Genomic DNA, 24,289 nt, shown 5'->3' with positions numbered 1-24,289 from the left:
ACGGTAACAGGAGAAACAGATGCCAATAAAAAAGAAGGCGGCCCCGAAAAGCGCCACGTCCACAACTATTGGAAATGAAAAAAAGATACACCTTCTTCACCAGATGAAGCGAATCCGGGCGATGGAAGAGAAAGCCTATGAGCTCTATACACAGGAAAAGATCCGGGGATTCCTGCACCTGTACGACGGTGAGGAAGCGGTGGCCGTGGGCGTCATCGAAAATCTGCAGCCTAAAGACAGTATTGTTGCGACATACCGGGAGCATGGGCATGCCCTTATCCGCGGGGTCTCGATGGACAGCATCATGGCGGAGATGTTCGGCAAAGCCGAGGGGTGCAGCGGCGGCCGGGGCGGATCGATGCACCTGTATGACAAGGCGACCAGCTTTTTTGGTGGATCCGCAATTGTGGCCAATGGGCTGCCGATGGCGATAGGTGTGGCTTTTGCCTATAAAAGGCAAAAAAACAACGCCATCGCCTGCTGCTTCTTTGGAGAAGGCGCTGTTGATGAAGGGGAGTTCCACGAATCGCTGAACCTGGCCTCCCTTTGGGAGCTGCCGGTCCTGTTCGTCTGCGAGAACAACCTTTATTCCATGGGAATGCCGTTCGAGCTTGCCGAGGCGGAGACCAACCTCGTCAGAAAGGCGGAATCTTATGATCTGAAGGCCGAACGTGTTGACGGCATGGACGTACTTTCCGTGATGCAGGCCAGCGAGAAAGCCATCACATACGTCAGGGAGCGGCAAAAGCCGTTTTTCCTGGAGTGCCAGACCTACCGCTACCGGGCCCACTCCATGTTTGACCCCGAACGGTATAGAACCAAAGAAGAAGTCAAGGAATGGAAAAAGCGGGATCCCATAACCACATTTACAGAAACACTGAAAGCTGAAGGCATCCTTTCCGAAGAAGAGCTAAAAAAATTGCAGGACAAGGTTGCGGATGAAGTGGAGGCCGCGGTCCAATTTGCTGAAAATGGCACGGAAGAAGCGGTCGAAGACCTGGCCCGGTATGTTTACAGTGATTAACAAGGAAGAAACCATGAAAACTACAACACAACAAACGATGACGTACCGCCAGGCAGTACGAGAAGCGATGCGTGAGGCCCTGCAAAAAGATGAGCGCGTATTCCTGATGGGTGAAGATGTGGGTCGCTACGGCGGCTGCTTCAACGTCAGCGAGGGGATGCTGAAGGAGTTTGGAGAAGATCGCATTATCGACACGCCGCTTTCGGAGTCAGGATTTACCGGGTGTGGTATCGGGGCCGCGGTGGCCGGCATGCGGCCGATTGTAGAAATTATGACCATTAATTTCAGCCTGCTGGCCGCCGATCAGATTATTAACACGGCAGCCATCCTGCAGTATATGTCCGGTGGACAATTTAATGTACCCATTGTAATTCGCATGGCCACGGGCGGGGGCAAGCAGCTGGCCGCCCAGCACTCGCGAAGCATGGAGGGATGGTACGCCCATATCCCGGGACTAAAGATCCTGGTCCCAGCTACAATTGAGGATGCGCGCGGCATGCTGTGGCCGGCCCTCGAAGATCCCGACCCGGTGCTGATATTTGAAAACTCAACCCTGTATAATTATGAAGAAGCATGGTCGGGCAATGGATCTGCTGTTGACATAAGGTCAGCTAAAGTGCGTCGCCAGGGCCGTGACGTCTCGATCCTCACCTATGGCATTGGGCTGCATAAATCCCTGGAAGCTGCCGAGATGCTGGCCGAAGAGGGCATTGAGGCCGAAGTGGTGGACCTGCGCGTGCTGCGCCCCCTTGATGATGAAATGATTCTTTCCTCCGTGGCAAAAACAAACCGTGTCGTTATCGTAGATGAAGGATGGAAAAGTGGCGGTATTTCGGCGGAACTGAGCGCACGGATTATGGAGCATTGTTTCTACGACCTCGACTGCCCGGTGGAACGCGTATGTGGAGAAGAAGTGCCCGCGCCGTATGCCAAGCATCTGGAGCAGGCTTCACTCCCCCAACCTCAAAATATCGTAGATACGGTCAAAAAAATGGGAGGTCTCCATGGGTAAATTCATCATGCCGAGCCTGGGCTCCCAGATGATTGAGGCCAAGCTAGTCAAATGGCTGGTAGAACCCGGCGATTCCGTTAAAAAAGGCGACATCATCGGGGAGATAGATACGGAAAAGGGACTGATCGACATCGAGGTTTTCGAAGACGGCGTCATCACGGAACTGGTGGCCAAAGAAGGTGATGTGGTGCCGGTGGGATCGGTGATGGCAGTTATCGATGGCAAGGGAGAAACGAAGAAGGAGAAAGTGGAATTGACGGAAGCTCCAGAAGAGAAGAAGGAGAAAGTGACAGGAAATGGAGAGCAGAAAATCCCTGCCGGGAAACCGAAATCGAAAGAAAAAGAAGTCTCATTGCACCGGATTAAGGCGTCCCCACTGGCGCGGCGCGTAGCCGAGGATCTGGATGTCGATATCAGCAAAGTGGAGGGATCGGGAGTTGGCGGAACCATCCATCGGAAAGATGTAGAAGCATTTGCTCAACAAGCGACGGCTGATGAAACGTTTGAAAAAGAGGTGGAGATGGCGGAAAAGATATCCACTATGGAAACACAGAAAAACATGCGCCAGTCGATTGCCACAGCTATGAGCCGGTCCAACCGGGAGATCCCGCACTACTACCTGGAGACAGAAATAGATATGAAGGCTCCGCTTGAGTGGCTGGAGGAACAGAACAAGAAACGGCCGGTCAATGAGCGTCTGCTGCCACCGGTGTTGCTTATAAAAGCGGTAGCTAATAGCCTCACGGAGGTACCCGAACTCAACGGCTTTTGGACCGATGAAGCGATGCATATCGAGGAGGGTATTCACGTGGGATTTGCCATCTCGCTGCGGCAGGGCGGACTGGTTATCCCGGCGATCCTGAACGCGGATTTGAAATCCCTGGATGAAATTCGGACTGAGTTTGTCGATATGGTAATGCGTGCCCGAGAGGGACACCTCCGCAGCCGGGAGCTAAGCAGTGCCACCATCACCATTACCAGCCTGGGCGAACGGGGCGCTGAAAAAGTATATGGTGTTATTTATCCCCCGCAGGTGGCCCTGGTCGGGTTTGGAAAGATTACGGAACGCCCCCGTGCGGTCGATGGATCGATTGGCATTCGGCCCGTACTTTCCACCGTGCTGGCGGGCGACCACCGCGCTACCGACGGACACACCGGCTCCCGTTTCCTGGAAACACTAAACGATCACCTTCAGCATCCGGATACATTATGAGTGCACCCGATATCATTGCCATTATTAAAAAGCACCTTCACCGGGTAGCCCCGGAAGCAGACCTCGAGGCGCTGGAGCCCGATGAGGATTTAGGCCGTGCCCTGGATATCGACTCAATGGATTTTTACAACATGATGGTGGCGCTCAGCGAGGAGCTAAAGGTGGATATCCCGGAAGAAGAATACAGTACGCTCAGGAGCTTGAACAGGATCCGTCAATTCTTAACGGAATCGGTCAATAAGTAATAGGCTATCATTCACTATATGGCAAAAGCGGGCAAAAGTGACCTCAAGTTATTCGCTCTTAATACATCCCGGGAGCTGGGAGAGGGAATATCCAAAACGTTGAAGATTCCCTTAAGCAAACACGAAGAGCGCGATTTCGAGGATGGAGAACACAAAATTCGCTCACTTGAAAACGTGCGAAACGGTGATGTGTATGTGGTACAGTCGTTATATGCCGATGACCAGCAGAGCGTCAATGACAAGCTGTGCCGACTGTTGTTTTTTATCGGCTCCCTGTGGGATGCCGGGGCCCGACAGGTGACGTCAATTACCCCCTACCTTTGTTACATGCGCAAAGACCGGAAAACGAAACCGCGGGACCCGGTCACCACCCGGTACATCGGGGCGTTGTTTGAGGCGGTAAACACTTACAGAATCCTTACCATGGATGTACACAACCTTCAGGCCTATCAGAATGGGTTTCGTTGTCGTACGGAGCACCTGGAAGCCCAGGAACTATTTGCCGAATATTTTGCCAGGGCACTTGGCCAGGAAAAAATAGCCGTAATGTCTCCGGATGCCGGTGGCGTGAAGCGCGCCGAGCAGTTTCGGCAGCGGATGGAGCGGGCCACCGGACGGTCCATCCCGCTTGTGTTCCTCGAAAAAATACGCAGCAAAGGGGTTGTGAGTGGAGAAACGGTGGTAGGACAGGTCGAGGGAAAAACCGTAATTATAATTGATGATCTGATCAGCAGCGGGACGACACTGGCCCGGGCTGCCAAAGCGTGCGTAGAGATGAATGCTCGGAAGGTATATGCCGCGGCCACTCACGGCGCCTTCCTGGGAAAAGCTGCGGAAGTACTTCGTGAAAAGGCACTGCAGGAAATCGTTATCACGAACTCCATTCCCCCGTTCAGGCTCCCCGGGGAATTAATCAAACAAAAAGTCAACGTACTGGATATCGCTCCCCTGCTGGGAGAGGCAATTTTACGGTTATATAACGGCGGATCGCTCATTGAGCTGATGGATCCCATTGATAAATAATCCTGAATTATGGCTGTATCGGACCGAGAAACGGGTATTGCATCAGATGATATTTCCCTGGAGGAAAAAGTCCGCTTCCTGAAAGAGAAGAAAAACTATCCTCATCCCACCGCCGATGTCAAAGCAGTCAAAACGCATATGTCCTGGGTGTTCCTGACCGACCAGTTCGTTTATAAACTAAAAATCCCGTTTCGCTACGATCACTTGAAATTACTGACTCCGCCGGCTCGACATCACAATTGCCTGGAGGAGATCAGACTTAACAAACGGCTGGCCGAGGATATCTACTTGGGGGTTACTCCACTTTCTGTAGATAAGGAGGGAAATCTTGTGCTGGGAGAAGGAGAACGGGCCGTTGACTGGCTGGTTAAAATGAAGCGGCTTCCAAAAAAAACAATGCTGGAACAGAGGATAAAAATCGGTACAAAGATATCCGAAGTTCAACTACAACCGGCGGCGGAACTGCTCACGAATTTTTATTTGGATGCCCAACCGCTCCATGTATTGCCAAAAGAACAGCTGGAACAGATGAAATCAACGCTGGAAGAGTCCCGGGCCGAGCTACTGTCTCCGGAATTTAATATAAATCACCCGATGATAAATCGAGCGTATGATAAACAGATGGCATTTATTGATGAGCATGTTGATCTGTTCAAAAAACGAATTGCTGAAGGACGAATTATTGAAGGGCATGGCGATTTGAAACCGGATCATATCTGCCTGGATCCCCCGGCTGTCATCGACTGCCTGGAGTTCAGCAAGCAGTTGCGAACGCTGGATGTGCTTGATGACCTGGCCTTCCTGGGATTGGAATGTGACCGGTTTGGAGCACCCTGGGTCGGGGAATATTTCATCAGGCATTATGCAAAACACGCTGAAGATGCATCTCCAGCAAAACTAATCAGCTTTTATAAAAGCTATAGAGCAATTATCCGGGCGCTGTTGTCTGTTCGCCACCTCAGGGAAGAACAGTACCAGGGAGATCCCAAATGGAGGGAAAGAGCAAAAAATTATTTAAAGCTAGCTGAAGAATATATGGTTCTTATCCAATGGTAACAGTTACTCTTTATGAGCTATTTGGTAGGGGTGCATATACTGCAGCATTTGATCGATAAGATTGGTTTGCTGCCGGGCCAAGTTGCTGAGATCTGTGGGATCACCATTCATCATCATATAGATACAGGCTAATTCGGACAGCTTCCAATCTTTATAGATATAGTCGGGGTTGCCGCGGTAGATCCTGTAGAAATGATCCCCAATCGGCAAGTTCAGGGTTTTGAAAATCTCGATGGTACGCTGCACTGAATTTTCAACTATTTTAGCCTTATCGTCTTCTACCTGTAGTAAATCGCTCGCATAGTAGCTGCACTTTCGAATGCGAAGAATATCCAAAAACCGCATGATCTCTTTGGATCGGTATTCATCATAGAGAATGTGCAGTGATTTCTTCATGGGTTTGTTTGTCGTTTTGCATGTTTTCCAAAATACAACCAGCGACTATAGCATTGATGTAAGCAATAGCTTGCTGTCGATGTGGAATTTTCACCTACACTCATTGTTTGAATAATGCATCGGTAATGACTTTCACATACTTTCCCCTATTAAATTGGCAAAAAAATTGAATAAAATAGTTTAAAAGGGAAGATGTGAAAATATAGCTAAGTAACTGTTTATATTTGTTTTATATCGTAAGATATATGGATAATATTTCCGGAAAGCATTAGAACAAGGATCAAATTGAATAAAATGAAATGTGCGATAGGGATTGACGTGGGAGGAACAAAAATTGAAGCGGCCCTGGTAGATGAGAAGGGACAAATTCATGAAAGGATGCTCATTGAAACCGATGTCCCTCACGGGTATGCCGCCGTTAAAAAGCAAATCATCTCTTTAGTAGAAACATTAATCAACAACCACAAGGGGGCGCCACCTGTGGGAGTGGGAATTGGAGTTGCGGGCCAAATTGACAAGGGGAAAGGTCTCGTTAAATATGCCCCCAACTTAAATTGGGAGAATGCCCCCATCAAATCGGATCTTCAAAATAAGTTACAGCTTCCCGTTATCGTGCTTAATGATGTCCGCGCCATTACCTGGGGAGAATGGCTGTATGGGGCGGGAAAAAATTGCGATCACCTGGTCTGCATTTTTATCGGTACCGGTATCGGGGGCGGAATTGTCAGTAATGGGAAGATGCTGGAAGGGGCCAGTAATACAGCGGGTGAAATAGGTCATATGACGGTAGATATGCATGGACCGGCCTGCCATTGTGGAAACAGGGGCTGCCTGGAAGCACTGGCCGGCAGCTGGGCACTGGCCCGGGATGCAGCCGAAGCGATCCAGAAGGATCCAGAATCGGGGAGCCTGATCCTGGAGCAGGCCGGTGGTGAGATCCAAAACATCAAAGCCAAACATGTTATTGAGGCATATCATAAAAATGATGAACGGGCCCGTCAGCTTGTCAACCGGGTGGCGGATGCCCTGGGTGCGGGGTTGGCGGGACTGACAAATATCCTGAATCCAGAGCGTATAATCGTGGGTGGCGGCGTGCCCGAGCACCTTCCCGGCCTACTTTCGATGGTAGAAAAAAGAGTACATGAACGAGCCCTGAAGGCAGCAATTGAATCCCTGGCCATTGTACCCGCCCAGCTCCACGGCGATTCCGGAGTTATAGGGGCAGCATCATTGGTGATTCATGAGATCTGAAAACATGATAGCCTTACTATCTGACGCTATCTTCTCCTATTGTAGTTTAACATTTATGCTTACATAAATTTCTTGGTGAAAGTTGAGTTTAGAATCGCAGTGGAGTTATTCTCTTTACATATTTAAACAGGTTTCTCTCCTTTGAAGATCTTGCCTTTAACATAAAAATAGGTTTTTATACCTAGGGCATTACACGGATTTTTATATTAAAGCTATTTACGTTGCAGGCATTACTGACTACACACGCAAAATACTTTGCATATGGCGTTATTATAATTTCAGTATTATTAATGGGGTATGTCATTTATGAAATTTCCCTAGCTAAACAGAGATTTGCAGACCAGCTTATTACGAAGTCGGTCAACCAGACAGAAAGTGAACTTGACAACTTTTTTGACCGTATTTATAACTTAATTAATGCTGTAGATCAACAGTATGATTCAGGTTTTTGGAAGGATTTGCCAAGGGATAAGACAATACTTCACAACATTTCTCTCATCGAAAACTATGAGCCCATTTCATCAGTGGGGCTTGCCGATTCCCGGGGCTATGAGTTTAATGTGATACCGGATACGGTAGACGATCAATGGCTGACCAGAAAAGTGTTTGTTGATCAATGGGGTTTCATTGAAAAATGGAAACGATGGGAATTAGGGGATTCACTTACTGCAATAGAGGAATGGGAAGATAGTCTTGCAATTGATACAAGAGAACGACCGTGGTACAAAGGCGCAAAAAAAAGTGGAGAAGAAATATTCTGGACTAACCCCTATGAATACACGACCGGTCCAGAAATTGGGATTACCGCTTCCCAATTATTTAAAAGCGATACGCCAGATACCAAATTTAAAATTATTGCATTTGATTTAACGTTAAGTGATTTAAATGTCTTTGTTGATGACCTTGAACTAACCAGGAATCAAAACATTTTTTTATTAACCTCCGATAACAGTAGGGTCATAGCACTACATAAATTGAGCCCCGACCTCTCCGTGGCCCAATTAAGTTCAAAATTGCAGGTATCACCGGAACAGTTAAATAGCCAGGAATTACTTAAAGTTCTAAGAGAAGATGAAAATCATGAGGCATTCAACTTTACTGCTGACGGTGAAAAGTGGTGGGGGATTTTAAAACCGTATCAAATATCTGAAACCAGAAGTATCAATATTGTATCGGTTTTACCGGAAGATGATTTTGCACTTGAAATAACGAGAACCCTCTGGGTAAGTATTGGCTCTTTTTTCCTTATCGTTTTCCTGTCGATTATAGTAGTTCGAAACCACAATAAACTACACCGTATAGGCAACACGCTTGCGGATAAGAATAAACTGGTATCTGAGCAAAAAAAGATTCTTTTTTCAGAAGTTCATCACAGGGTAAAAAATAACCTGGCGTTGATCAGCGCTTTTTCTGAATTAGAATTGATGAACATCGAACACCCCCTTACGCGTACATACCTGCAACGGTCCATTCGTAGAATTAAAATTATAGCAATTGTTCAAGAACAGGCATATAAATCCGATGAGCTGGGTTTGGTACCTTCCAATGAGTTGCTATCGGGTATTACAGAATACGTAGCAGAGAGATCAGAACTCACCATAGAAAACAAAAATACGGGATGCGTAAAGATAAATATTAATCAAGCCCTTACATACGGATTGTTACTTAATGAATTGTTATTTGAAATCCATGGCAAACGGGGAGATCAATCCGATACGATATCTGTTAATGCAAACTCAAAAAACGGCCATTTAATTACCGAAATATATTTCCCTTACAGTGAGGAGCTGAGTCAATATTCAGAAAAAATAAAAGACCAGGAGATCATTTCCGCATTTCTGAAGAAATTGAGTGCAAAAATTGAAACCCACATCGATGATAAGATATGTATTACTCTCAGCTTCGAATTGAAGAAACAGAAGGGTATTGTTGGAAGTAAATTTTATAACGTCTGAATACCAAAGGTTTGAGTATTATGAGTTCATGCATAAAAACAGGGGAAATTATCAGGAATATATTTGTTTGTTCTTAAATCTAATTTTTTGCAGGAGAGTGAGACCAAAGTAAAGACGCCAGTAAAAAAACAGATCAAATAGATTTCACCCATTTGCCTTTTTATAAAATGAAATCTAAAGAATTGAAATCTGAAGGAGAACTACCGGTCGACAACTGGGAAAACCCTTCACGCACTCTCCCTATGTGTAATATTTTCTTAAACAAGATACTACACACCCAATCAGATCATTTATTTGCCTTACAAGTAAATTGCGACTCCATGAATCCTGAAATTAAACCGGGCAGCATTGTGCTTGTAAATCAAAATGAAAATAGCCCCACAGGTGATGGTATTTTTGCAGTACGATTAGGCAATTTAGTGCAATTAAACATTTTACAACCTTTACCTAATAACCGGCTACATCTGACAACGATTAATAAAAAATACGATCCAATAGAAATTAATCCTGATGAAACACAGGAATTTGAAATCCTGGGTCGAGTTATTTGGGTAGGCACTCCTTATAATTGAATAATTCAGGAACCCTATTTTCAATGTTCCCCTACAGTAGCACAAAAAGTATTACAAAAATCATAGCCAGTTTCACGCACAGATAGATCAGATGTAAAATTACAGGTCAGAAGACACCTATTTTAATGAAACACTTTCACAGCTTTCCTATGTGTTGGTACAGATGAGGTAACATGACCTCTTAAAATAAACCTCTATGAGTCATAAGGTCATATATCAGTTTGTCCTGGCCAGAAGGTTAAGCGTTCAAATACTCCCGGGCGTGGTTTGCATTTTAAAATTTATTTCCGCCTAATCAATTTCTCATGCTGGTGCTACAATACAAATAGTACTACACGCTAGTATTATTTAGTAAGGATTGTGTTCTCTCTCCTGTCGGTTTTTGTCATCAGTAACAGAATTCCCAAAATCCCGGCCACCAACAGCCCCATATCTTCCAGAATACCAAGATTGATTGCTGCTGTAAAACCAATAACAGACCAGAGTCCAGGAATTACTAAAATCCACCACGGTACTTTTTTTACAGTCCACAGCAACATGCCAAACGTAAAAATGGTGGCTGGGCAAGGCGCTACTCCAAACATTGGAGCATAAGGATACCCATGGCCCAATTGAGCTCCAACTATAGGATAAATGAGCATGGCATAGATAATCAGAACTGCTCCTGTTATACCATATCCATCCAATTTCAAGCGAAACTTCAACCAGTCTTTCCAGACCCCCACGCCAAGAAACAGCAAACCCTGGATGAGAAAAATTACCCCAAAACCGTAGGCAGCGGTATTGATGGAGGTGAAAAAGGTGAGATGATAAATCGCGCCCATCCAAAGCCAAAATCCGGCTAATATTAGACTTATTGTCCTGTCATTTCTTGCGGCGGGTCGGTAAGATAAATATATAGCCAATCCACCCAATAAATAAGCTACAATCTGTGCTGGCCAAATAGAGGTATTGTAGGTTTTGAAAACCTCAAGAAATTGTTCGTTTGAAAAAGGCAATTCCATCATTGGATCTACAGATTACGTTTGTCTTCTTCCAGAATAATGAAATTAGATCCACCGAAACAGAAGCAGAGATACCTATAAATGATTGTAGGTAAATATATTACGACAGTATTCTAAGGAATTAACGTTACGCCAAACTTACTTGCTACCAAGGATGTGATAACAAAGCAGATAATAGTAATCCCCACACAAATTATGAGCGACCACCAAAAGTTAATGCCATTTTTTAACAGCACCGGCATGGCTAAAAACATCGGCAGGGTGGGAATGACGTACCAAAACGTATAGAAGGCGTGATTGCTTATCTTTTCATATCCCTGACCTTCGATATAGAGCCAGATCATCACCATGATGGTAACAAATGGAAGCGAAGCCAAGAGCGCTCCCAACCGGTCGGTTCTCTTGGCTACTTCCGAGACCAGGACTATGATAAAGGCCGTTACCGCATATTTTAGAATAAGGAATTTCATAGTCTTGGTATTTTTTTAGCTTGTAATTTTCGCTTCACTGCTCTCAAACTGTGCCAGCAAGGCCGGAATCACAATCATATTAAGCAAAGTGGAGCTAATGAGTCCACCCAAAATAACCTGTGCCATGGGCGACTGTATTTCATTTCCGGGTTCACCGGCGGCCAGTGCCAGCGGAATGAGGGCCAGCCCAGCAGTGAGGGCCGTTATCAGGATCGGGTTGAGCCGTTCCATCGCGCCTTGTCGGATCGCATCCATAAAGGACTTGTCTTCCTCCCATCGCAGGTACTGGTAGTGGGAGACGATCAGTATTCCATTTCGGGTAGCAATGCCAAACAAGGTAATAAATCCAACCAGGGAGGCAATGGATACAATGCCGCTGGTGAACCATACGATAAAGATACCGCCGATCAGGGCAAAGGGCAGGTTTACCATCACCAGCAGTGCTGTTTTTAAGGAACTAAACTCAAGATATAGCAACAAGTAAATAAGCAGGATGGCGACGATACTCAGCAGCGAAATGGTGCGGGTCGCCTGCGCCTGACTCTCAAACTGCCCACCGTATTCCACAAAATAGCCCTGTGGAAAGCTGACGTTCTCAGAAATATTATCACTGATCGCATTCACCGTACCACGCAAATCACGCCCCGCCACATTGGCCGAAATGACAATTTTACGCTGCACGTTTTCGCGACTGATGGTATTGGGACCACTGCGCGACTTGATGCTGGCCAACTCCGAAAGCGGAACCACCGTCCCATCCTTAAGCGTCAGTTCTGCATTCTTTACAGCCTGGATACTCCCCCGGTGTTCCTCATCGTAGCGCACCACCAGGTCAAACAACCGGTCGCCTTCAATAATCTGGGAAACGGTTTCTCCAGCAAAAGCCACGTCTACCTTCTCCGAAAGGTCACCGATATTCATGCCATAACGTGCCAGTGCCCGGCGGTCGGGACGGATCTGGATTTGTGGGACGTTTAGTTGCTGTTCGACTGAGAGATCCACAACGCCTTGGACGTCCTCCATCTGGCCTCGAACCTCTTCTGCCAGCGTTCGCAGGCGATACAGGTCGGGACCGAAAATCTTCACAGCAATATTGGCCCGGGTTCCTGAAAGCATGTGGTCAATCCGGTGGCCGAGGGGCTGACCAATTGTGATATTGGTTCCAGAAACGCCGCTTAAATCAGACCGTAGCTCCTCCAAAACCTGCTCCTTGGTCGTACCTTCCGGGATATCCAGATCGGCATTGATCTCCGAGGCGTTGACGCCCTGGGCGTGTTCGGACATTTCCGCTCGACCCGTTCTGCGAGCTGTACTGGTAACCACCGGGTGGTCCAACAATATCTTCTCTATCCGTTGACCTATTTCATTAGATTCATCCAGCCCGGTGCCCGGAATAGTGACCGCACTGATCACCAGCGTACCCTCATTAAACTCGGGCAAAAAGGAGCTTCCCAGATACGGTACCATAACCAAAGTTCCCAAGAACAGAACCAGCGTGCCGGTCAGCACACTTTTCTTGTAGCTTAGGAGGCTATCCAATATCCGGTCGTAACCCGATTTAAGCTTCTTGGTAAACCAGCTTTCTTCCAACTTGCCTTTCGCCGCTTGTCCCGGCAGCAGGTAGTAACACAACACGGGCGTTACGGTCATCGCAATAACCAGAGAGGCCCCGATGGATACGATGTAGGAAAGTCCCAGCGGCTGGAGCATGCGTCCTTGCAGACCACTCAAAAAGAAGAGCGGAATAAAGACGATCATGATAATCAGCGTGGCGTTGATGATGGAGGTCCGTATTTCCTTGGATCCTTCAAACACCACCTGCATCGCTGACTTTTGCTCCGACTCCGGTAGCCTGGCGTTCTCCCGAAGCCGCCTGAAGACATTTTCCACATCGATGATCGCATCATCCACGATCACACCGATGGCAATAGCCATCCCGCCCAGGGTCATGGTGTTGATGGTGATATCGAAAAACTCCAGTACGAACACCGAAGTAATAAGTGCCAGCGGTATAGCCGTGAGAGAGATCATCGTCGTCCGGAAATTAGCCAGGAAAAGCAGTAGAATAATGACTACCAAAATGGCACCATCTCGTAAGGCTTCAATCACGTTGTCAATGGCAAGATCGATAAAGTCGGCCTGACGAAAAATGTGGCTGTTGATCGTAAATCCTTCGGGCAGGTTTTGCTCAATCTGCGCCAGCGTTTCATCGACCCGTTCTGTCAGCTCAAGAGTATTGGTATCCGGCTGTTTTTTGATGGAAATAATCACGGCCTGATCACCTTTGACAGAAGCGTCGCCGATTTTCTGAGCGGCATCAATAGTTACATTGGCAACATCGCCAATGGTAATAGGCTGGTTATTGCGTTCAGTCACCACCGATTGCTTGATATCCTCTATTGAGTTAGCCCGTCCAATTCCACGAATGGTGTACTGTTGACTGTACTCCTGGAAGAAGCCGCCCGAAAAGTTTTCGTTGGAGGATTCGGTAGCCTCCATCACCTGGTCCAGTGTTACATCGTAGGCTTTCAACCGATCGGGATCCACGCGGACCTGGTATTGTTTAACTCCCCCGCCAATAGGCACTACCTGGGCTACTCCGGGAATCGCCAGCAGGCGCCGCCGGATCTCCCAGTCGGCAGCCGTGCGTATCTCCAGCTCCGAATGCCGGTCACTTTCTACACTCACCAACATAATTTCTCCCATAATGGAGGTGATAGGAGCCATCACCGGCGGAGGTACTTCTTCGGGCAGTTGACTGCTCACCATCGAGAGTTTTTCGTTAACGATTTGGCGGGCCTGGTAGATATCAGTACCCCATTCGAATTCCACCCAGACGATGGAGAATCCTTTGGAGGTAGCCGAGCGCACCCGTCGCACGCCGCTGGCACCATTGGTAGCGGTTTCGATTGGCAGCGTAACAAGCTGTTCGACTTCCTCGGGGGGCATACCGTGCGCTTCGGTCATCACTGTAACGGTAGGTGCCGTCAGGTCGGGAAACACATCCACGGGCATGTTGATGACCACGTACGCACCGGCAACAAATAACACGATGGAGGTCACCACGACAACCAGCCGGTGCCTCAGTGACCCTTTAATAATTGCATCTAACATATCAGTACGATTTAACTAATTTGAAATTCAGAGCGTATTTAGTGGGTATGCCCGTGAGAAGGTGCCTCGGACGAAAGCGAAGCCAGTTTCACCTGGTAAGCATTTTCGGTCACCACATGCTCTCCACCTTGCAGGCCGGAGGTGATCTCTACCCAACCTCGGTGTTCAATACCAGTCGTGACCCGCTGCTTCCGGAAGGATTCTCCGGAGACATGTACATAGACGTTGTAGTTTCCTTCTTCTTCAATTAAAGCGGATCGGGGAATCGCCAGCACATTCTCTTTGGTATCCGTGTTAATATGTACCGTAGAGAACATCCCCAATGGCAACCCATTTTTTGTGTTATCGAGCTCATAAATCAACGGCAGGGTTCGGGTCTGTGGATCGATGCTGTTGGCCCGGCTGATTAGCCGTCCATCCAGCTCACTAACTTCATACAGGCGGTCATCGCCCTGCACCCGAAAGGCGGCCTCTCCGGCGTTGGCAATGCGGCTCTGATGAGCAGCCGGAACGTTGGCTTTTAGCCAGACCCTGGAGGCATCCGCTATGCGGTACAATGGCTGTCCGGCTTCAACCTGAATGCCCGGCGTGACGAAAGATTCGACTATCGTGCCATTTATAGGAGCTTTGAGTGCAAACCGGTAGGATTCGGCTGATTCTCCGTACCCTTCGATAGTCGTGGTATCTACCTGGATTACCTCATTGATGGTCTGATAGTGCGTCAATGCCTGTCGGTACTCGATACGAGCCTTCTGTAGCTCCGTCTGTGGGATGGCCTCTTTTTCATACAAACGCTTGGACCGCTCCAGGTTGGCTTTGGCCAGCTCGAGCTCAGACTGAGCATTAATAAACTGCTGGGCGTAATTATCACCGGCGCCCGATTGGATAGCGGGATTCAATACTGCCATAGACGTTCCTTTTGACAGTTGCTGACCTACGACCGGCAGGTTGCCGTTTTGACTGGACAAAATAATACCCGAAAATGGAGCGGAAACGACAACCTGGCTATTCTGCGCGGCCATAATTTCCCCGGTGGCATCTATGGTTTGTGTAAGCGTTCGCTGTTGCACCTTTTGGGTAGCAAAAGGGATATCCCACTGCTGTTCTTTTAGGAAGGTAATTAGGTAAGGATCTTCCTCGGCGTGCCCGTGAGGCACCTGATCAGCTGAATTATACACCGGGATTCCCTTGACCTGCAACGTATCATTCACCATTCCCTGAATGATGATCGTAAGATCGTACCGTCCTGCTCGATCAAAGACGACATCAGGACCATAAATTCCAGGAGTTTGCACTTCCGTTTCGGTGAGGGACCCTTCGTTGCCTCGTTCTGAGCTAAAAACGAATTCCACTTCTGATTTAGAAATGGGTTTAAAATCCGACAATCGGGTCAGATGAACGGCGAAGGTAGCTTCCTGCCCGACAATTAATGCAGGGTATTCCATGAACAGTTCGGTTTTATCCGTCCATTGCGTAATTGCACCGGCACCCTCAAGTTGAGGTTCTTCTCCCTCTTGCCCGTGATCTGATTCTCCATCATGGGAATGACCATGATCTTCCTGGGCTTGTTGTATGGGCTGCTCATGAGTATGATCGCCTTCTTCACCATGCGTATGGCCTTCGTCACCGGCACCTCCGCACCCCGTCATCACCAGGGACGTACTCATCATGATTAACGTTATAAGTTGTTTCATTGCATCAAATTTTGTTCGTGACAAGTTTATTGGATGGGTAGGAATTAATGACCGTGTTCTTCATCTCCATGGGAATGGGTATCCTCTTCATGGGTATGATCCCCATCCTCTCCATGACTGTGATCGTCCTCTTCATTATGGGTATGAGTGGAATCATGGTCTGCTGAATGGTCACCACCTCCAATATGGACAGCGTCACTGTCATTTGTAGTTGATTGTTGAGCAGGAGCTTCATGGGTGTGGTCACCATCTTCACCGTGGGTGTGCCCGGAATCATCCGAGCCACATCCTGTTATCGTTAATCCTGCTGCGATTGATAGAATAAGAAGTAAGCGTTTCATGGTATTAGTTGTTTTGAGAGTTAGAAATTCGTCCTGCGGATTGTACGTTCAGATTAAAAAGTGCTTTGTTATAATCGGCTATGGTTTCGTAGATCATCGTCTGGCCATCGACGTAGGCTTGGGTGGCATCGAGGAGTTCAACCAGCGAATACCGGCCCTGTTGATAGGCCGCCCGTGCGGCTTCCAGCATTGATACATCCAGCGCATCCTCTTGCATCGAGGTCCACTGCTCCAACACGAGCTCGACTCGCTCGTAAGCCGTTGAAACCTGGTTGCGAACCGCCTGCTGCTTCAAGCTCAGTTCGGTCTTGCGCGAACGAGTTTGAGCTTGGGTAATCGTTACATTGCCCCGGTTTTGGTTCAAGATGGGGAGCTTGATGGATCCGCCGATGACAAAGCCCTCGGCACCATCCGACTGATTTTTATACCCGAAGTTAACGTTCAGGTCGGGCAGGCGATCCCGTTTTTCAACCCTGTACTGCAGCTCGGAAGCATCGACCATCTGTTCCAAAGCTGCCAGGTCGGCCCGATTGGCAAGGGCATATTGGATTAGTGCCTGCTCTTGCATATTGATAGGATCGACCGTCAGGCTATCTGATAGCTGGAATTGGGTATCCAACTCTTGTCCAGAAAACAAATAGGTAGCCAACCGATTGCCCGTTTGCTTACGGTTCAGATGAACCTGGTCGCGTTGTTTCCGGTACCGGCTGAGCTCCACGTTAAACCGTTGCACCTGTAAGCCGGAAAATGTGCCCTCAGCCTGTCGCGCCTTAGCTGCCGAACGGGCTTTGCGTATAATGTCCAGCGCCCGATTATAGATTCCCAGTTTCTCCGACAGCTGCCAGTATTCGACGTACAGCGATTTTACCTGCCGGATTAGCTGTAGCCGGTCGTATTCAAATTGCAGTTCGGCCGCCTTTTGTGATTTGGAAGCACTACGACTGCGCAGAAAGGGCTGCCCAAGCAGTTCAATAGGCTGGGAAAGCATGTAGGTCGTTTCCTCGTAATCGACTGTACCAGCATTGAGCTGCTCCCGGTTAATGCTGACCTCGGGATTGGAATACGCCTTGTCCCGGATCGCTTCTCCCTGCTTGCGCAACTGGTCATATCTGGCCAGTTCCTGCTGAAGGCTGTTCTGTTTGAAAAGCTCGACGGCTTCATCAAGCGTAATAGAGGTTGGTTGTGCATGGACCAACGCCGGAAATAATACCAGCAATAGCGTCCACCGGATATACCTTGTCATGATGGTTGAATTGTAATTATGTGATACGATTAGGAAAGGAAGTCCCGAAAAGGGAAAATTAAGCTATAGGAGGGCCGCGACGGGAAAAAGAGGAGAGGTGATAATGGTTCGGTACCGGCCTTGGCGGTGGCAGATCAAAAAGTGTCGGAGTGTCATCAAGCTCTAACCGGGTAGCCACAAATTCAACCTCTAACAAAGCTACGAGATTGTTTGCTATATCAGGATTAACCTGGGTAGGACTCGTCAACGTGCCAATGATATCAGAGGAAGTACTAACCTGGTGCTTGTGATCATCTTGATCAGTCCCCTTTTTAAATGGCTGATCGTCAGGATTTTCACTTTCATGGGCATGCACTTGGGCGTGAACGTCGAGATGATCGCCAATATGAATACTGAGAACATGGAGATGAGTTCCCTGCCCGAATAGAACGCAGAAACAGGTCGCTGCCACTAGCAGCAGGCCCGTAATAGTAACGATATGTTTATTACTTATAAGCACATTAAAGAGTAGGTAAAAAGGCAGGCAATATCAAAACTGTAAATTTCACCTTTAAAATCATAGAGTATCAATTTTTCACATTCATGAAGTCTTTTCCCCAAGCTTTTGTTGCAGTTGTTACATATGATGTAACATGACATCCCAAAACCAACCTATATACATCATAAGTCATATATTAGCGTGTCTTCGGAACAGGCCAGTCAGACATACTTGCAGGAATTTTACAGCTGACCTGACACATACTGTAAGCGCCCATAACTCAGTTTGATAGAGCGTTTGGCTTCGGACCAAAAGGTTAGGGGTTCGAGTCCTCTCGGGCGTACTTTTAAACAAAGTGCCCGTCATTTTTGGCGGGCACATTTTATTTTATCCTAACGGGAAAAACACAGAGAAGATCATTTTTTCTCCATCCTGATGTAACAAATGATGGTACATGGAATGCCAGCTATACGTATTGTCTGTCTTGTAAATCTATTATAGCCGGTACTAACGATTTGGCACATCCGAAAGCTTAATACGATCATAAGCCCCACTTTTAGCATCCTCTGGATGTGGTTCCAGCCCAATAATCGTTATTTGCTTTCGATTGGGACCATATACCCAGAACATACGGTACGCATGCTTTCCTTGTCCGAGATATGACTGAAACACTTTTTTGCCATATCGGCGGGTCAAATCCTCTATTTCATGGGTCTGCAGTCCCCGGTGCCGGGGATCGGCCGCTAAAAACTGTATGGCTTTACCAAACTTTTTAAATAACTCTTTTTCATCTCCTCTTAACTCATTCTTCTTTTTTCGGGCCTTTAAATTGTCCCAAAATTCTTTCATTTCCGGAACGCCCATCAATATTTCAAACATGTAATGGGATTACTCCTCAAGTAGCTTTTCGAGTTCTTCCAAATCCACTGGCTCTGAAACTTTACCTTCCTTGAGGTTCTTCATCGCCTTATCCATCATCTCCAACGTACGCTTGGAAATCTCATCAGGATGGATCAACTCTCGGGGACTTAGCTTAACAGAGCCATCTTCAAATTCAGTGACATGATAATATTCTGTACGGGCTCCTCGAATAGTTAATCGTTTTTTGGAGTCGAGCTTGGCATCGTACTCCTTTTTCTTTTCGGTTGTATTCATAACAAATTACCTTTTGCCATTAGATATCAGGGATAAATATATACCATAGTGGGATTTCCCACAATATGCATTATATAACTCTTTAAATACAAGTTTTATTGCTCTTGTAGGCTTCCTGACTCTCAGGGAAACTATTAGCCTGTGGTAGATTAGAACTTTTATGGCGTTGATCTCTTACAACCATATTAAATTATAGAGGATTTTATCCATCTATTTTTAAATAAAAAAGACTATCCCGCAATTCATTTATTTTCCTAAAGCTATATATCATTTTACTCGAATCGGGGATACTAGTAGTACTATATGGAACTTTAATCTAAAATTGATTTTAAGCATTTGATGAAATGCAATAAAAACCACCCTTGTTTGTACCCGCGTACTCCAATCCCAACAGCGAGGAAGGAAGAAAATTATCACCGCAGGAAAAGGAGCGACTGTTAGATCTTTTCCTGCATGAGCTACGGCTTGTAATTGATCAGTTTGGTGGGGGGATTAGTTCGATTTAGTGGCCTTATTCGGAAAGTAACAACCAAACTTTTGAGATCAGTATAACCATTCAATCAAAAAGGCAGGTTTACTGCCTTTTTTTAAATTTTGAATACCGGAATTTCATTTTATAAAATTCTCTTTAGTTCTATCAAACTAATGCACTACTAGAACCCCTAACATCTGCTTTATCAAAAGCAATAGAGATACTTGCACCCAGGTTGTTCTCAATATCTATTTCTGCTTCGAGTTGTTGCACCAATGTATTGATAATGGTGTAGCCTAACGTAGAGGTGTTATCGGGATTAAATCCGGTTGGAAGCCCACAACCATTGTCTTTAATGGACATTTCAATTTTATCATTATTCTCAGTTAAACTAATCTCAATTTCTCCTTGTTCGGTCTCCTTAAACGCGTGTTCAAAGGAATTATTAATGAGCTCATTCACGATCATGGCGCAAGGAACCGCCTGATTTATGTTTAAGGTGATTTCATCACAACTTATAATGAACTCAATCCGGCCTTCTGGGTCGTGAATATCTTTAATTGAATCTACAAGTTCTCTAATATAGTTTTCTACATTTATTTCTGATAGAGATTCGGTTTGATACAACTGCTCATGAATAAGGGCCATTGTTTGAATTCGCATCTCACTATCCGACAGTATTTTCTGTAACTGCTCGTCATCGGATTTAAACTTCTGTAACTGCAAATAGCTGGATACGACTGCCAAGTTGTTTTTGACGCGGTGGTGAATCTCTTGCAACAGGATCCGCTTTTCGTTAAGCGATTGCCGTACCTTATCCAGGTACGACTTCCTTTCGGTAATGTCTACATAAATGAGGTAACTAATTGTAGAGGTATCGCTAACCACTATAGGGACCAAGCCAATTAAAACTGGGACTTCCCCACCTTCACTGTTAAGTCGGACAGATTCATATTGGAAGGAGTCTTGGCCACCTTTTCGTTGTTCACGAAAAAGTTCCTTTTGCTCTATTTGGTACTCTTCTGGTGTAATTAGATCATCAATATTCTTTCCTTTTGCCTGTTCTGCAGAATACCCAAATATATCTTCAAAGCTTCTATTAACATCAAGAACGTTATTCTCACCATCTATCATCGCAATACCCACCGGGGCATTTTGGAATAGGTTTGAGAGCAAAGCGCTTTGATGTTCAAGTTGTTGCTCTGCTTGTATGCGTTGAGAGATATTGATCCCCGCACCGAGTATATAGTTTTCGCCGTCTTGCTGAAAATGGGCTCCCGTTAAGTAATACCATGCGTCGCCTCTCTCTTTTTTCTTAACCTTCGCTACAACATTTACTGTGCCTTCCGTAAATGCTTGTTTTATGGCTTCCGAAATCCGGTGGTGATCTTCCTCATAATGAAAATCCAGCGGGCTCATTTGTTTTACCTCTTCTTTGGAATAGCCCAGCTCTTCTTCAAATCCTTTATTTAAGCGCACGTAGTTGCCGGCTTCGTCCAGTACATAAAACAATCCAGGCAGGCTGTTTAAGGCTTTTTCGGTAAATTCTTTTTCTTTTTCCAGTTGTTGTTCATACGCAATACGATCAGAAACATCTCGGGCAGCCGACCGTATTTCCAACAGGTTCCCTTCTTCATCATAAATGGGTTTCATGCTGTTTTCCATCCAAATGTAATGTCCGTCCTTGTGCTGCAGCCGGTAGGTAATACGTTTCTTACCATTACCTTCCATTAACTCCGAAAGGTTTTTTATGATATCTGGCCGATCATCAGGGTGGACCAAGCCAATGATATCTTTTTTCATATATTCTTCCGGCGTATAACCTAAAAGCAACTCCGTAGAAGGAGAGGCATAAATGCAGTTAGCCTCTTCATCAAAAATGGCCACTTTGTCAGTAGCATTTTCGGCCAGGTATCGAAACTTACGTTCTCGTTCGGCTATTTCCTGTTGAGACTTCCTGCGCTCCAAAAGATGCCCAAGCTGTTTGGCAACAATAGATAACTGGTTCAAAGTCTGCTGTTCCCTTTCTATTGAATCCTTGTGATAAAACTCGATAACAGCCGATGGCTCTCCTTTGACAGGGATGCTCATGCAGGATTTATATATTCCTGTTACAGAATCTTTTCTTTTATAGGCAGGAAATTTTTGAATTTGTTTGACCCAATAAGGGCTGTCTTCAGCATGCACCTTTCCTACAAGACCTTCACCAGGTTTAAAGGTCGTTTTGAGGGATGCTTCTATAAAAGGGTTAATACCAGATGTATCGGAATACCAAACGCTGGCGCTTTCCAGCTGTTCTTTCTCGTCATCAAAGACGTAAATATGAGCAAATGGCCACCTTATAAAGTCACAGATGTTTTTAAGACTTTCTTCTAAGGCCTCTTCAATTTTTTCAAAGTGGTCTATATTATATCTGATATCACTTAAAAGGTTCTGGAGGTCTCGTTCTCTTCGCAGGTTAAGTTCTGTTTGTTTCTGGTTGTTAATGTCTATGTGAAGACCACTAATTTCCTCAACCTTATCATTACGATTTCGTTTAATAACTTTTGCCCGACTACGAATCCATAAATATGTTCCGTCCTGCTTTTTTAGTCTGAGGTCTTCTTCAAATATTTCAGCCTCCCCGGTTGTTATTAAGTTAAATTTCTCGAGAATTCTTGAAAGGTCATCTTCGTGAATAATGTCAAACCAAATTTCCGGATCTTGTAATGTTGATTTACTATATCCCAATTTTTTTTGTAGCCACTGGTGGCTGATATCCAGCTGCTTTTTCTGAGGATAGTAGTGCCAGAAACCCACATCACCTGCATGCATTGCCAACGCCAACTTTTGCTGCTCTTTTTCAAGCGTCGCAATCGTTTGTTTTTCTTCACTGATATCACGGCAAATGGTAGAAAAATACTCGACATTTCCCGAAGCATCTGTATGGGCCGTCATTACCGTTGAGGTTGGAATATCTTTCCCGTCGACGGTTTGAAAGGTAAGCTCCCCTCTCCATACGCCTTCTTCCGCAGCTTTTGGGAAGACTTCCTCTTGGAGATACTGATTAGTGATTTCAGGATGGAATTTTTCAAGGTTGGTGCCAATGATATCTTGGTCTTTTACCAGACCGAGAAGCTTTCGTCCTGACGGGTTCATATATTGAATATTACCCTCTGTATCTACCAATCCTACAAAATCAGAAGTATGTTGGATGAGCTCTCGTTGGCGCAGCTTGATTTTTTCATTTTCGATGTAAGCCGTTTCATTTTCAACAAGAGATAGCACCGACACCAACTCCCCGTCATCATTTGATAGGGCCGAGTTATAGAAATGCAGGTATTTTGTCTCATTGTCCTTGCTCGTGACGCCAACTTGCATTTCATTGCTTTTTTCGGCCCCTGAAAGCAGTGCATCAATCTTTTGTTTTACCTTGCTAAAATCACAATCTACGACATGTTCAAAAGCCAGCTCTATAGACGTTTCACCTCGAAGATCATCTTCCGTAAATCCAAGCCACTGGGTAATTTTTGGAGAGAATTCTTGGAGCTGAAACCTTTTATCCCAAATGATATAAGCCAACGGGCTGTTGGCCAAGTGATAATTTAGCTCCTGTTCCGTCTTGTCAATCAGGCGAATGTTTTCAAGACCAGTCTCTAATGGAACTGCTTTTATTAGCTGGGCCTTTTCCCCTCCATACTCCATTGGACAGCTGAATAGTTCTACCGGATAGGTATTCCCCCACTTGTCCACATGATTAATGGTTCCAATGCGTTCAAATTGCTTGGAGGGCAAGGCCTGTTCCTCAAATTCAGAAACCAAATTGGCCTTAGGTTGGAGGTCACCAATCGTTTTTGTTAAGAATTCCTCTTTCCCATATCCATAGATTTCAATCGCAGCACTATTGACATCTAAAATGCTCATTGAATCGTTTGCTACAATCCACATAGGGCTGGAATTCTCTGTAAAAAGTGGTGTTACCATATCTGACACCTCAATAATTTTCCCCAGCCCTTCATGTTTTTAAATGAGGAACACCTTAATTTTTCGCAGATCCCTAACTAGTTTAGAATATTAAAAAAAATTAATAAATGATATAGGTGATTGTGCCTGAAATAAAAGGATAGCTCGTTAGCATATATATAGGCAAAGGTGGTGGATTGTTCCGAGCTACAACACAATAATAAGAGGATAAGGGAATATTGGTAATTTATTAATCTTTCACGCACAGATAGATCAGATGTAAAATTACAGGTCAGAAGACAACTATTTTTAATGAAACACTTTCACAGCTTTCCTATGTGTTGGTACAGATGAGGTAACATGACCTCTTAAAATAAACCTCTATGAATCATAAGGTCATATATCAGTTTGTCCTGGCCAAAAGGTTAAGCGTTCACATACTCCCGGGCGTGCTTTTAAATAATGGTGCCCGTCATTTTTGGCGGGCACATTCTATTTCCCCTCCTGCCTATCTTCCGATAAATTACAAGCTGGTGCTACAGAAGGTACTGCATTTATTCAGCCATTAATGCCTCAAAACCATACCTATAGAGTGAAAGCACCTCTTTTCTCAACACTGTTCAAACACA

Annotated in this window: 20 protein-coding genes and 1 tRNA gene; 11 read left to right on the top strand and 10 right to left on the bottom strand. The window is 45.8% G+C overall.

Features of this window, described 5'->3' with window-relative positions:
- The first annotated feature begins 19 nt into the window (after nucleotides 1–19).
- The 6 genes from pdhA to ACG2F4_RS14915 are packed head-to-tail and all read left to right on the top strand — an operon-like array spanning nucleotide 20 to nucleotide 5,573.
- Nucleotides 20–1,024, top strand: coding sequence for a pyruvate dehydrogenase (acetyl-transferring) E1 component subunit alpha (pdhA, locus tag ACG2F4_RS14940; RefSeq protein WP_395261686.1), 1,005 nt, complete (start codon nucleotides 20–22; stop codon nucleotides 1,022–1,024).
- A gap of 13 nt (nucleotides 1,025–1,037) precedes the next feature.
- The gene (locus ACG2F4_RS14935) at nucleotides 1,038–2,036 is read left to right on the top strand and encodes an alpha-ketoacid dehydrogenase subunit beta (protein ID WP_395261685.1); all 999 of its coding nucleotides are present in this window, start codon (nucleotides 1,038–1,040) and stop codon (nucleotides 2,034–2,036) included.
- On the top strand, nucleotides 2,029–3,249 hold the full coding sequence (locus ACG2F4_RS14930) for a dihydrolipoamide acetyltransferase family protein (RefSeq protein WP_395261684.1): 1,221 nt from the start codon (nucleotides 2,029–2,031) through the stop codon (nucleotides 3,247–3,249). The genes ACG2F4_RS14935 and ACG2F4_RS14930 overlap by 8 nt, the downstream gene beginning before the upstream one ends.
- Nucleotides 3,246–3,494: an acyl carrier protein gene (locus ACG2F4_RS14925; protein WP_395261683.1), complete on the top strand. Its 249-nt coding sequence runs from the start codon at nucleotides 3,246–3,248 to the stop codon at nucleotides 3,492–3,494. The genes ACG2F4_RS14930 and ACG2F4_RS14925 overlap by 4 nt, the downstream gene beginning before the upstream one ends.
- An 18-nt stretch (nucleotides 3,495–3,512) precedes the next feature.
- On the top strand, nucleotides 3,513–4,517 hold the full coding sequence (locus tag ACG2F4_RS14920) for a ribose-phosphate diphosphokinase (RefSeq protein WP_395261682.1): 1,005 nt from the start codon (nucleotides 3,513–3,515) through the stop codon (nucleotides 4,515–4,517).
- Between the two features lie 9 nt (nucleotides 4,518–4,526).
- The gene (locus ACG2F4_RS14915; RefSeq protein ID WP_395261681.1) at nucleotides 4,527–5,573 is read left to right on the top strand and encodes a hypothetical protein; all 1,047 of its coding nucleotides are present in this window, start codon (nucleotides 4,527–4,529) and stop codon (nucleotides 5,571–5,573) included.
- A 3-nt stretch (nucleotides 5,574–5,576) separates the two neighbouring features.
- Here ACG2F4_RS14915 and ACG2F4_RS14910 read toward each other — a convergent pair whose 3' ends face one another.
- Nucleotides 5,577–5,969, bottom strand: a complete 393-nt coding sequence (locus ACG2F4_RS14910; protein ID WP_395261680.1) for a hypothetical protein — start codon at nucleotides 5,967–5,969, stop codon at nucleotides 5,577–5,579.
- Between the two features lie 294 nt (nucleotides 5,970–6,263).
- Between ACG2F4_RS14910 and ACG2F4_RS14905 the strand changes: the two genes are divergently transcribed.
- The 3 genes from ACG2F4_RS14905 (at nucleotide 6,264) to ACG2F4_RS14895 (ending at nucleotide 9,747) form a co-directional block, all read left to right on the top strand.
- The gene (locus tag ACG2F4_RS14905; protein WP_395261705.1) at nucleotides 6,264–7,220 is read left to right on the top strand and encodes an ROK family protein; all 957 of its coding nucleotides are present in this window, start codon (nucleotides 6,264–6,266) and stop codon (nucleotides 7,218–7,220) included.
- A 221-nt stretch (nucleotides 7,221–7,441) separates the two neighbouring features.
- The gene (locus ACG2F4_RS14900) at nucleotides 7,442–9,175 is read left to right on the top strand and encodes a histidine kinase dimerization/phosphoacceptor domain -containing protein (RefSeq protein ID WP_395261679.1); all 1,734 of its coding nucleotides are present in this window, start codon (nucleotides 7,442–7,444) and stop codon (nucleotides 9,173–9,175) included.
- A gap of 167 nt (nucleotides 9,176–9,342) precedes the next feature.
- On the top strand, nucleotides 9,343–9,747 hold the full coding sequence (locus ACG2F4_RS14895) for a helix-turn-helix transcriptional regulator (protein ID WP_395261678.1): 405 nt from the start codon (nucleotides 9,343–9,345) through the stop codon (nucleotides 9,745–9,747).
- Between the two features lie 344 nt (nucleotides 9,748–10,091).
- On the opposite strand, the gene ACG2F4_RS14890 is transcribed toward ACG2F4_RS14895, so the two are convergent.
- From ACG2F4_RS14890 to ACG2F4_RS14865, 6 genes are all read right to left on the bottom strand, one after another.
- Complete coding sequence (locus ACG2F4_RS14890) at nucleotides 10,092–10,754, bottom strand: DUF6064 family protein (RefSeq protein WP_395261677.1); 663 nt, start codon at nucleotides 10,752–10,754, stop codon at nucleotides 10,092–10,094.
- 110 nt (nucleotides 10,755–10,864) lie between these two features.
- A complete protein-coding gene (locus tag ACG2F4_RS14885) occupies nucleotides 10,865–11,221 on the bottom strand; it encodes a DUF3147 family protein (RefSeq protein ID WP_395261676.1) in 357 nt (118 codons plus the stop codon).
- 15 nt (nucleotides 11,222–11,236) lie between these two features.
- Entirely contained in the window at nucleotides 11,237–14,335 is a 3,099-nt protein-coding gene (locus ACG2F4_RS14880) for an efflux RND transporter permease subunit (RefSeq protein ID WP_395261675.1), read from the bottom strand.
- A 38-nt stretch (nucleotides 14,336–14,373) separates the two neighbouring features.
- A complete protein-coding gene (locus ACG2F4_RS14875) occupies nucleotides 14,374–16,029 on the bottom strand; it encodes an efflux RND transporter periplasmic adaptor subunit (protein ID WP_395261674.1) in 1,656 nt (551 codons plus the stop codon).
- 44 nt (nucleotides 16,030–16,073) lie between these two features.
- Nucleotides 16,074–16,370 carry a hypothetical protein gene (locus ACG2F4_RS14870; protein ID WP_395261673.1) on the bottom strand — a complete coding sequence of 99 codons (297 nt, stop codon included), beginning with the start codon at nucleotides 16,368–16,370 and terminating at the stop codon, nucleotides 16,074–16,076.
- Between the two features lie 4 nt (nucleotides 16,371–16,374).
- Nucleotides 16,375–17,613, bottom strand: coding sequence for a TolC family protein (locus ACG2F4_RS14865; protein WP_395261672.1), 1,239 nt, complete (start codon nucleotides 17,611–17,613; stop codon nucleotides 16,375–16,377).
- 286 nt (nucleotides 17,614–17,899) lie between these two features.
- Here ACG2F4_RS14865 and ACG2F4_RS14860 point away from each other — a divergent pair, with 286 nt between their 5' ends.
- Nucleotides 17,900–18,040, top strand: coding sequence for a hypothetical protein (locus ACG2F4_RS14860; protein WP_395261671.1), 141 nt, complete (start codon nucleotides 17,900–17,902; stop codon nucleotides 18,038–18,040).
- A 320-nt stretch (nucleotides 18,041–18,360) separates the two neighbouring features.
- Nucleotides 18,361–18,434: transfer RNA gene (locus tag ACG2F4_RS14855), tRNA-Arg, on the top strand.
- 164 nt (nucleotides 18,435–18,598) lie between these two features.
- On the opposite strand, the gene ACG2F4_RS14850 is transcribed toward ACG2F4_RS14855, so the two are convergent.
- The 3 genes from ACG2F4_RS14850 to ACG2F4_RS14840 form a co-directional block, all read right to left on the bottom strand.
- Nucleotides 18,599–18,970, bottom strand: coding sequence for a hypothetical protein (locus ACG2F4_RS14850; RefSeq protein WP_395261670.1), 372 nt, complete (start codon nucleotides 18,968–18,970; stop codon nucleotides 18,599–18,601).
- Between the two features lie 9 nt (nucleotides 18,971–18,979).
- Nucleotides 18,980–19,246: a hypothetical protein gene (locus ACG2F4_RS14845; protein WP_395261669.1), complete on the bottom strand. Its 267-nt coding sequence runs from the start codon at nucleotides 19,244–19,246 to the stop codon at nucleotides 18,980–18,982.
- 637 nt (nucleotides 19,247–19,883) lie between these two features.
- Nucleotides 19,884–23,681, bottom strand: a complete 3,798-nt coding sequence (locus ACG2F4_RS14840; RefSeq protein ID WP_395261668.1) for a PAS domain S-box protein — start codon at nucleotides 23,679–23,681, stop codon at nucleotides 19,884–19,886.
- Between the last annotated feature and the right edge of the window lie 608 nt (nucleotides 23,682–24,289).

Origin of the sequence: Halalkalibaculum sp. DA3122 (assembly GCF_043951865.1) — a bacterium.
Classification (GTDB): Bacteria; Bacteroidota; Rhodothermia; order Balneolales; family Balneolaceae; genus JAMQKA01.
This window is presented reverse-complemented; position numbering and strand designations above follow the sequence as displayed.

Excerpts from the sequence above, each read along its gene's own strand:
- pdhA (WP_395261686.1), top strand. The coding sequence starts at position 20 with ATGCCAATAAAAAAGAAGGCGGCCCCGAAAAGCGCCACGTCCACAACT.
- ACG2F4_RS14935 (WP_395261685.1), top strand. The coding sequence starts at position 1,038 with ATGAAAACTACAACACAACAAACGATGACGTACCGCCAGGCAGTACGA.
- ACG2F4_RS14930 (WP_395261684.1), top strand. The coding sequence starts at position 2,029 with ATGGGTAAATTCATCATGCCGAGCCTGGGCTCCCAGATGATTGAGGCC.
- ACG2F4_RS14925 (WP_395261683.1), top strand. The coding sequence starts at position 3,246 with ATGAGTGCACCCGATATCATTGCCATTATTAAAAAGCACCTTCACCGG.
- ACG2F4_RS14920 (WP_395261682.1), top strand. The coding sequence starts at position 3,513 with ATGGCAAAAGCGGGCAAAAGTGACCTCAAGTTATTCGCTCTTAATACA.
- ACG2F4_RS14915 (WP_395261681.1), top strand. The coding sequence starts at position 4,527 with ATGGCTGTATCGGACCGAGAAACGGGTATTGCATCAGATGATATTTCC.
- ACG2F4_RS14910 (WP_395261680.1), bottom strand. The coding sequence starts at position 5,969 with ATGAAGAAATCACTGCACATTCTCTATGATGAATACCGATCCAAAGAG.
- ACG2F4_RS14905 (WP_395261705.1), top strand. The coding sequence starts at position 6,264 with ATGAAATGTGCGATAGGGATTGACGTGGGAGGAACAAAAATTGAAGCG.
- ACG2F4_RS14895 (WP_395261678.1), top strand. The coding sequence starts at position 9,343 with ATGAAATCTAAAGAATTGAAATCTGAAGGAGAACTACCGGTCGACAAC.
- ACG2F4_RS14890 (WP_395261677.1), bottom strand. The coding sequence starts at position 10,754 with ATGATGGAATTGCCTTTTTCAAACGAACAATTTCTTGAGGTTTTCAAA.
- ACG2F4_RS14885 (WP_395261676.1), bottom strand. The coding sequence starts at position 11,221 with ATGAAATTCCTTATTCTAAAATATGCGGTAACGGCCTTTATCATAGTC.
- ACG2F4_RS14880 (WP_395261675.1), bottom strand. The coding sequence starts at position 14,335 with ATGTTAGATGCAATTATTAAAGGGTCACTGAGGCACCGGCTGGTTGTC.
- ACG2F4_RS14875 (WP_395261674.1), bottom strand. The coding sequence starts at position 16,029 with ATGAAACAACTTATAACGTTAATCATGATGAGTACGTCCCTGGTGATG.
- ACG2F4_RS14870 (WP_395261673.1), bottom strand. The coding sequence starts at position 16,370 with ATGAAACGCTTACTTCTTATTCTATCAATCGCAGCAGGATTAACGATA.
- ACG2F4_RS14865 (WP_395261672.1), bottom strand. The coding sequence starts at position 17,613 with ATGACAAGGTATATCCGGTGGACGCTATTGCTGGTATTATTTCCGGCG.
- ACG2F4_RS14850 (WP_395261670.1), bottom strand. The coding sequence starts at position 18,970 with ATGTTTGAAATATTGATGGGCGTTCCGGAAATGAAAGAATTTTGGGAC.
- ACG2F4_RS14845 (WP_395261669.1), bottom strand. The coding sequence starts at position 19,246 with ATGAATACAACCGAAAAGAAAAAGGAGTACGATGCCAAGCTCGACTCC.
- ACG2F4_RS14840 (WP_395261668.1), bottom strand. The coding sequence starts at position 23,681 with ATGGTAACACCACTTTTTACAGAGAATTCCAGCCCTATGTGGATTGTA.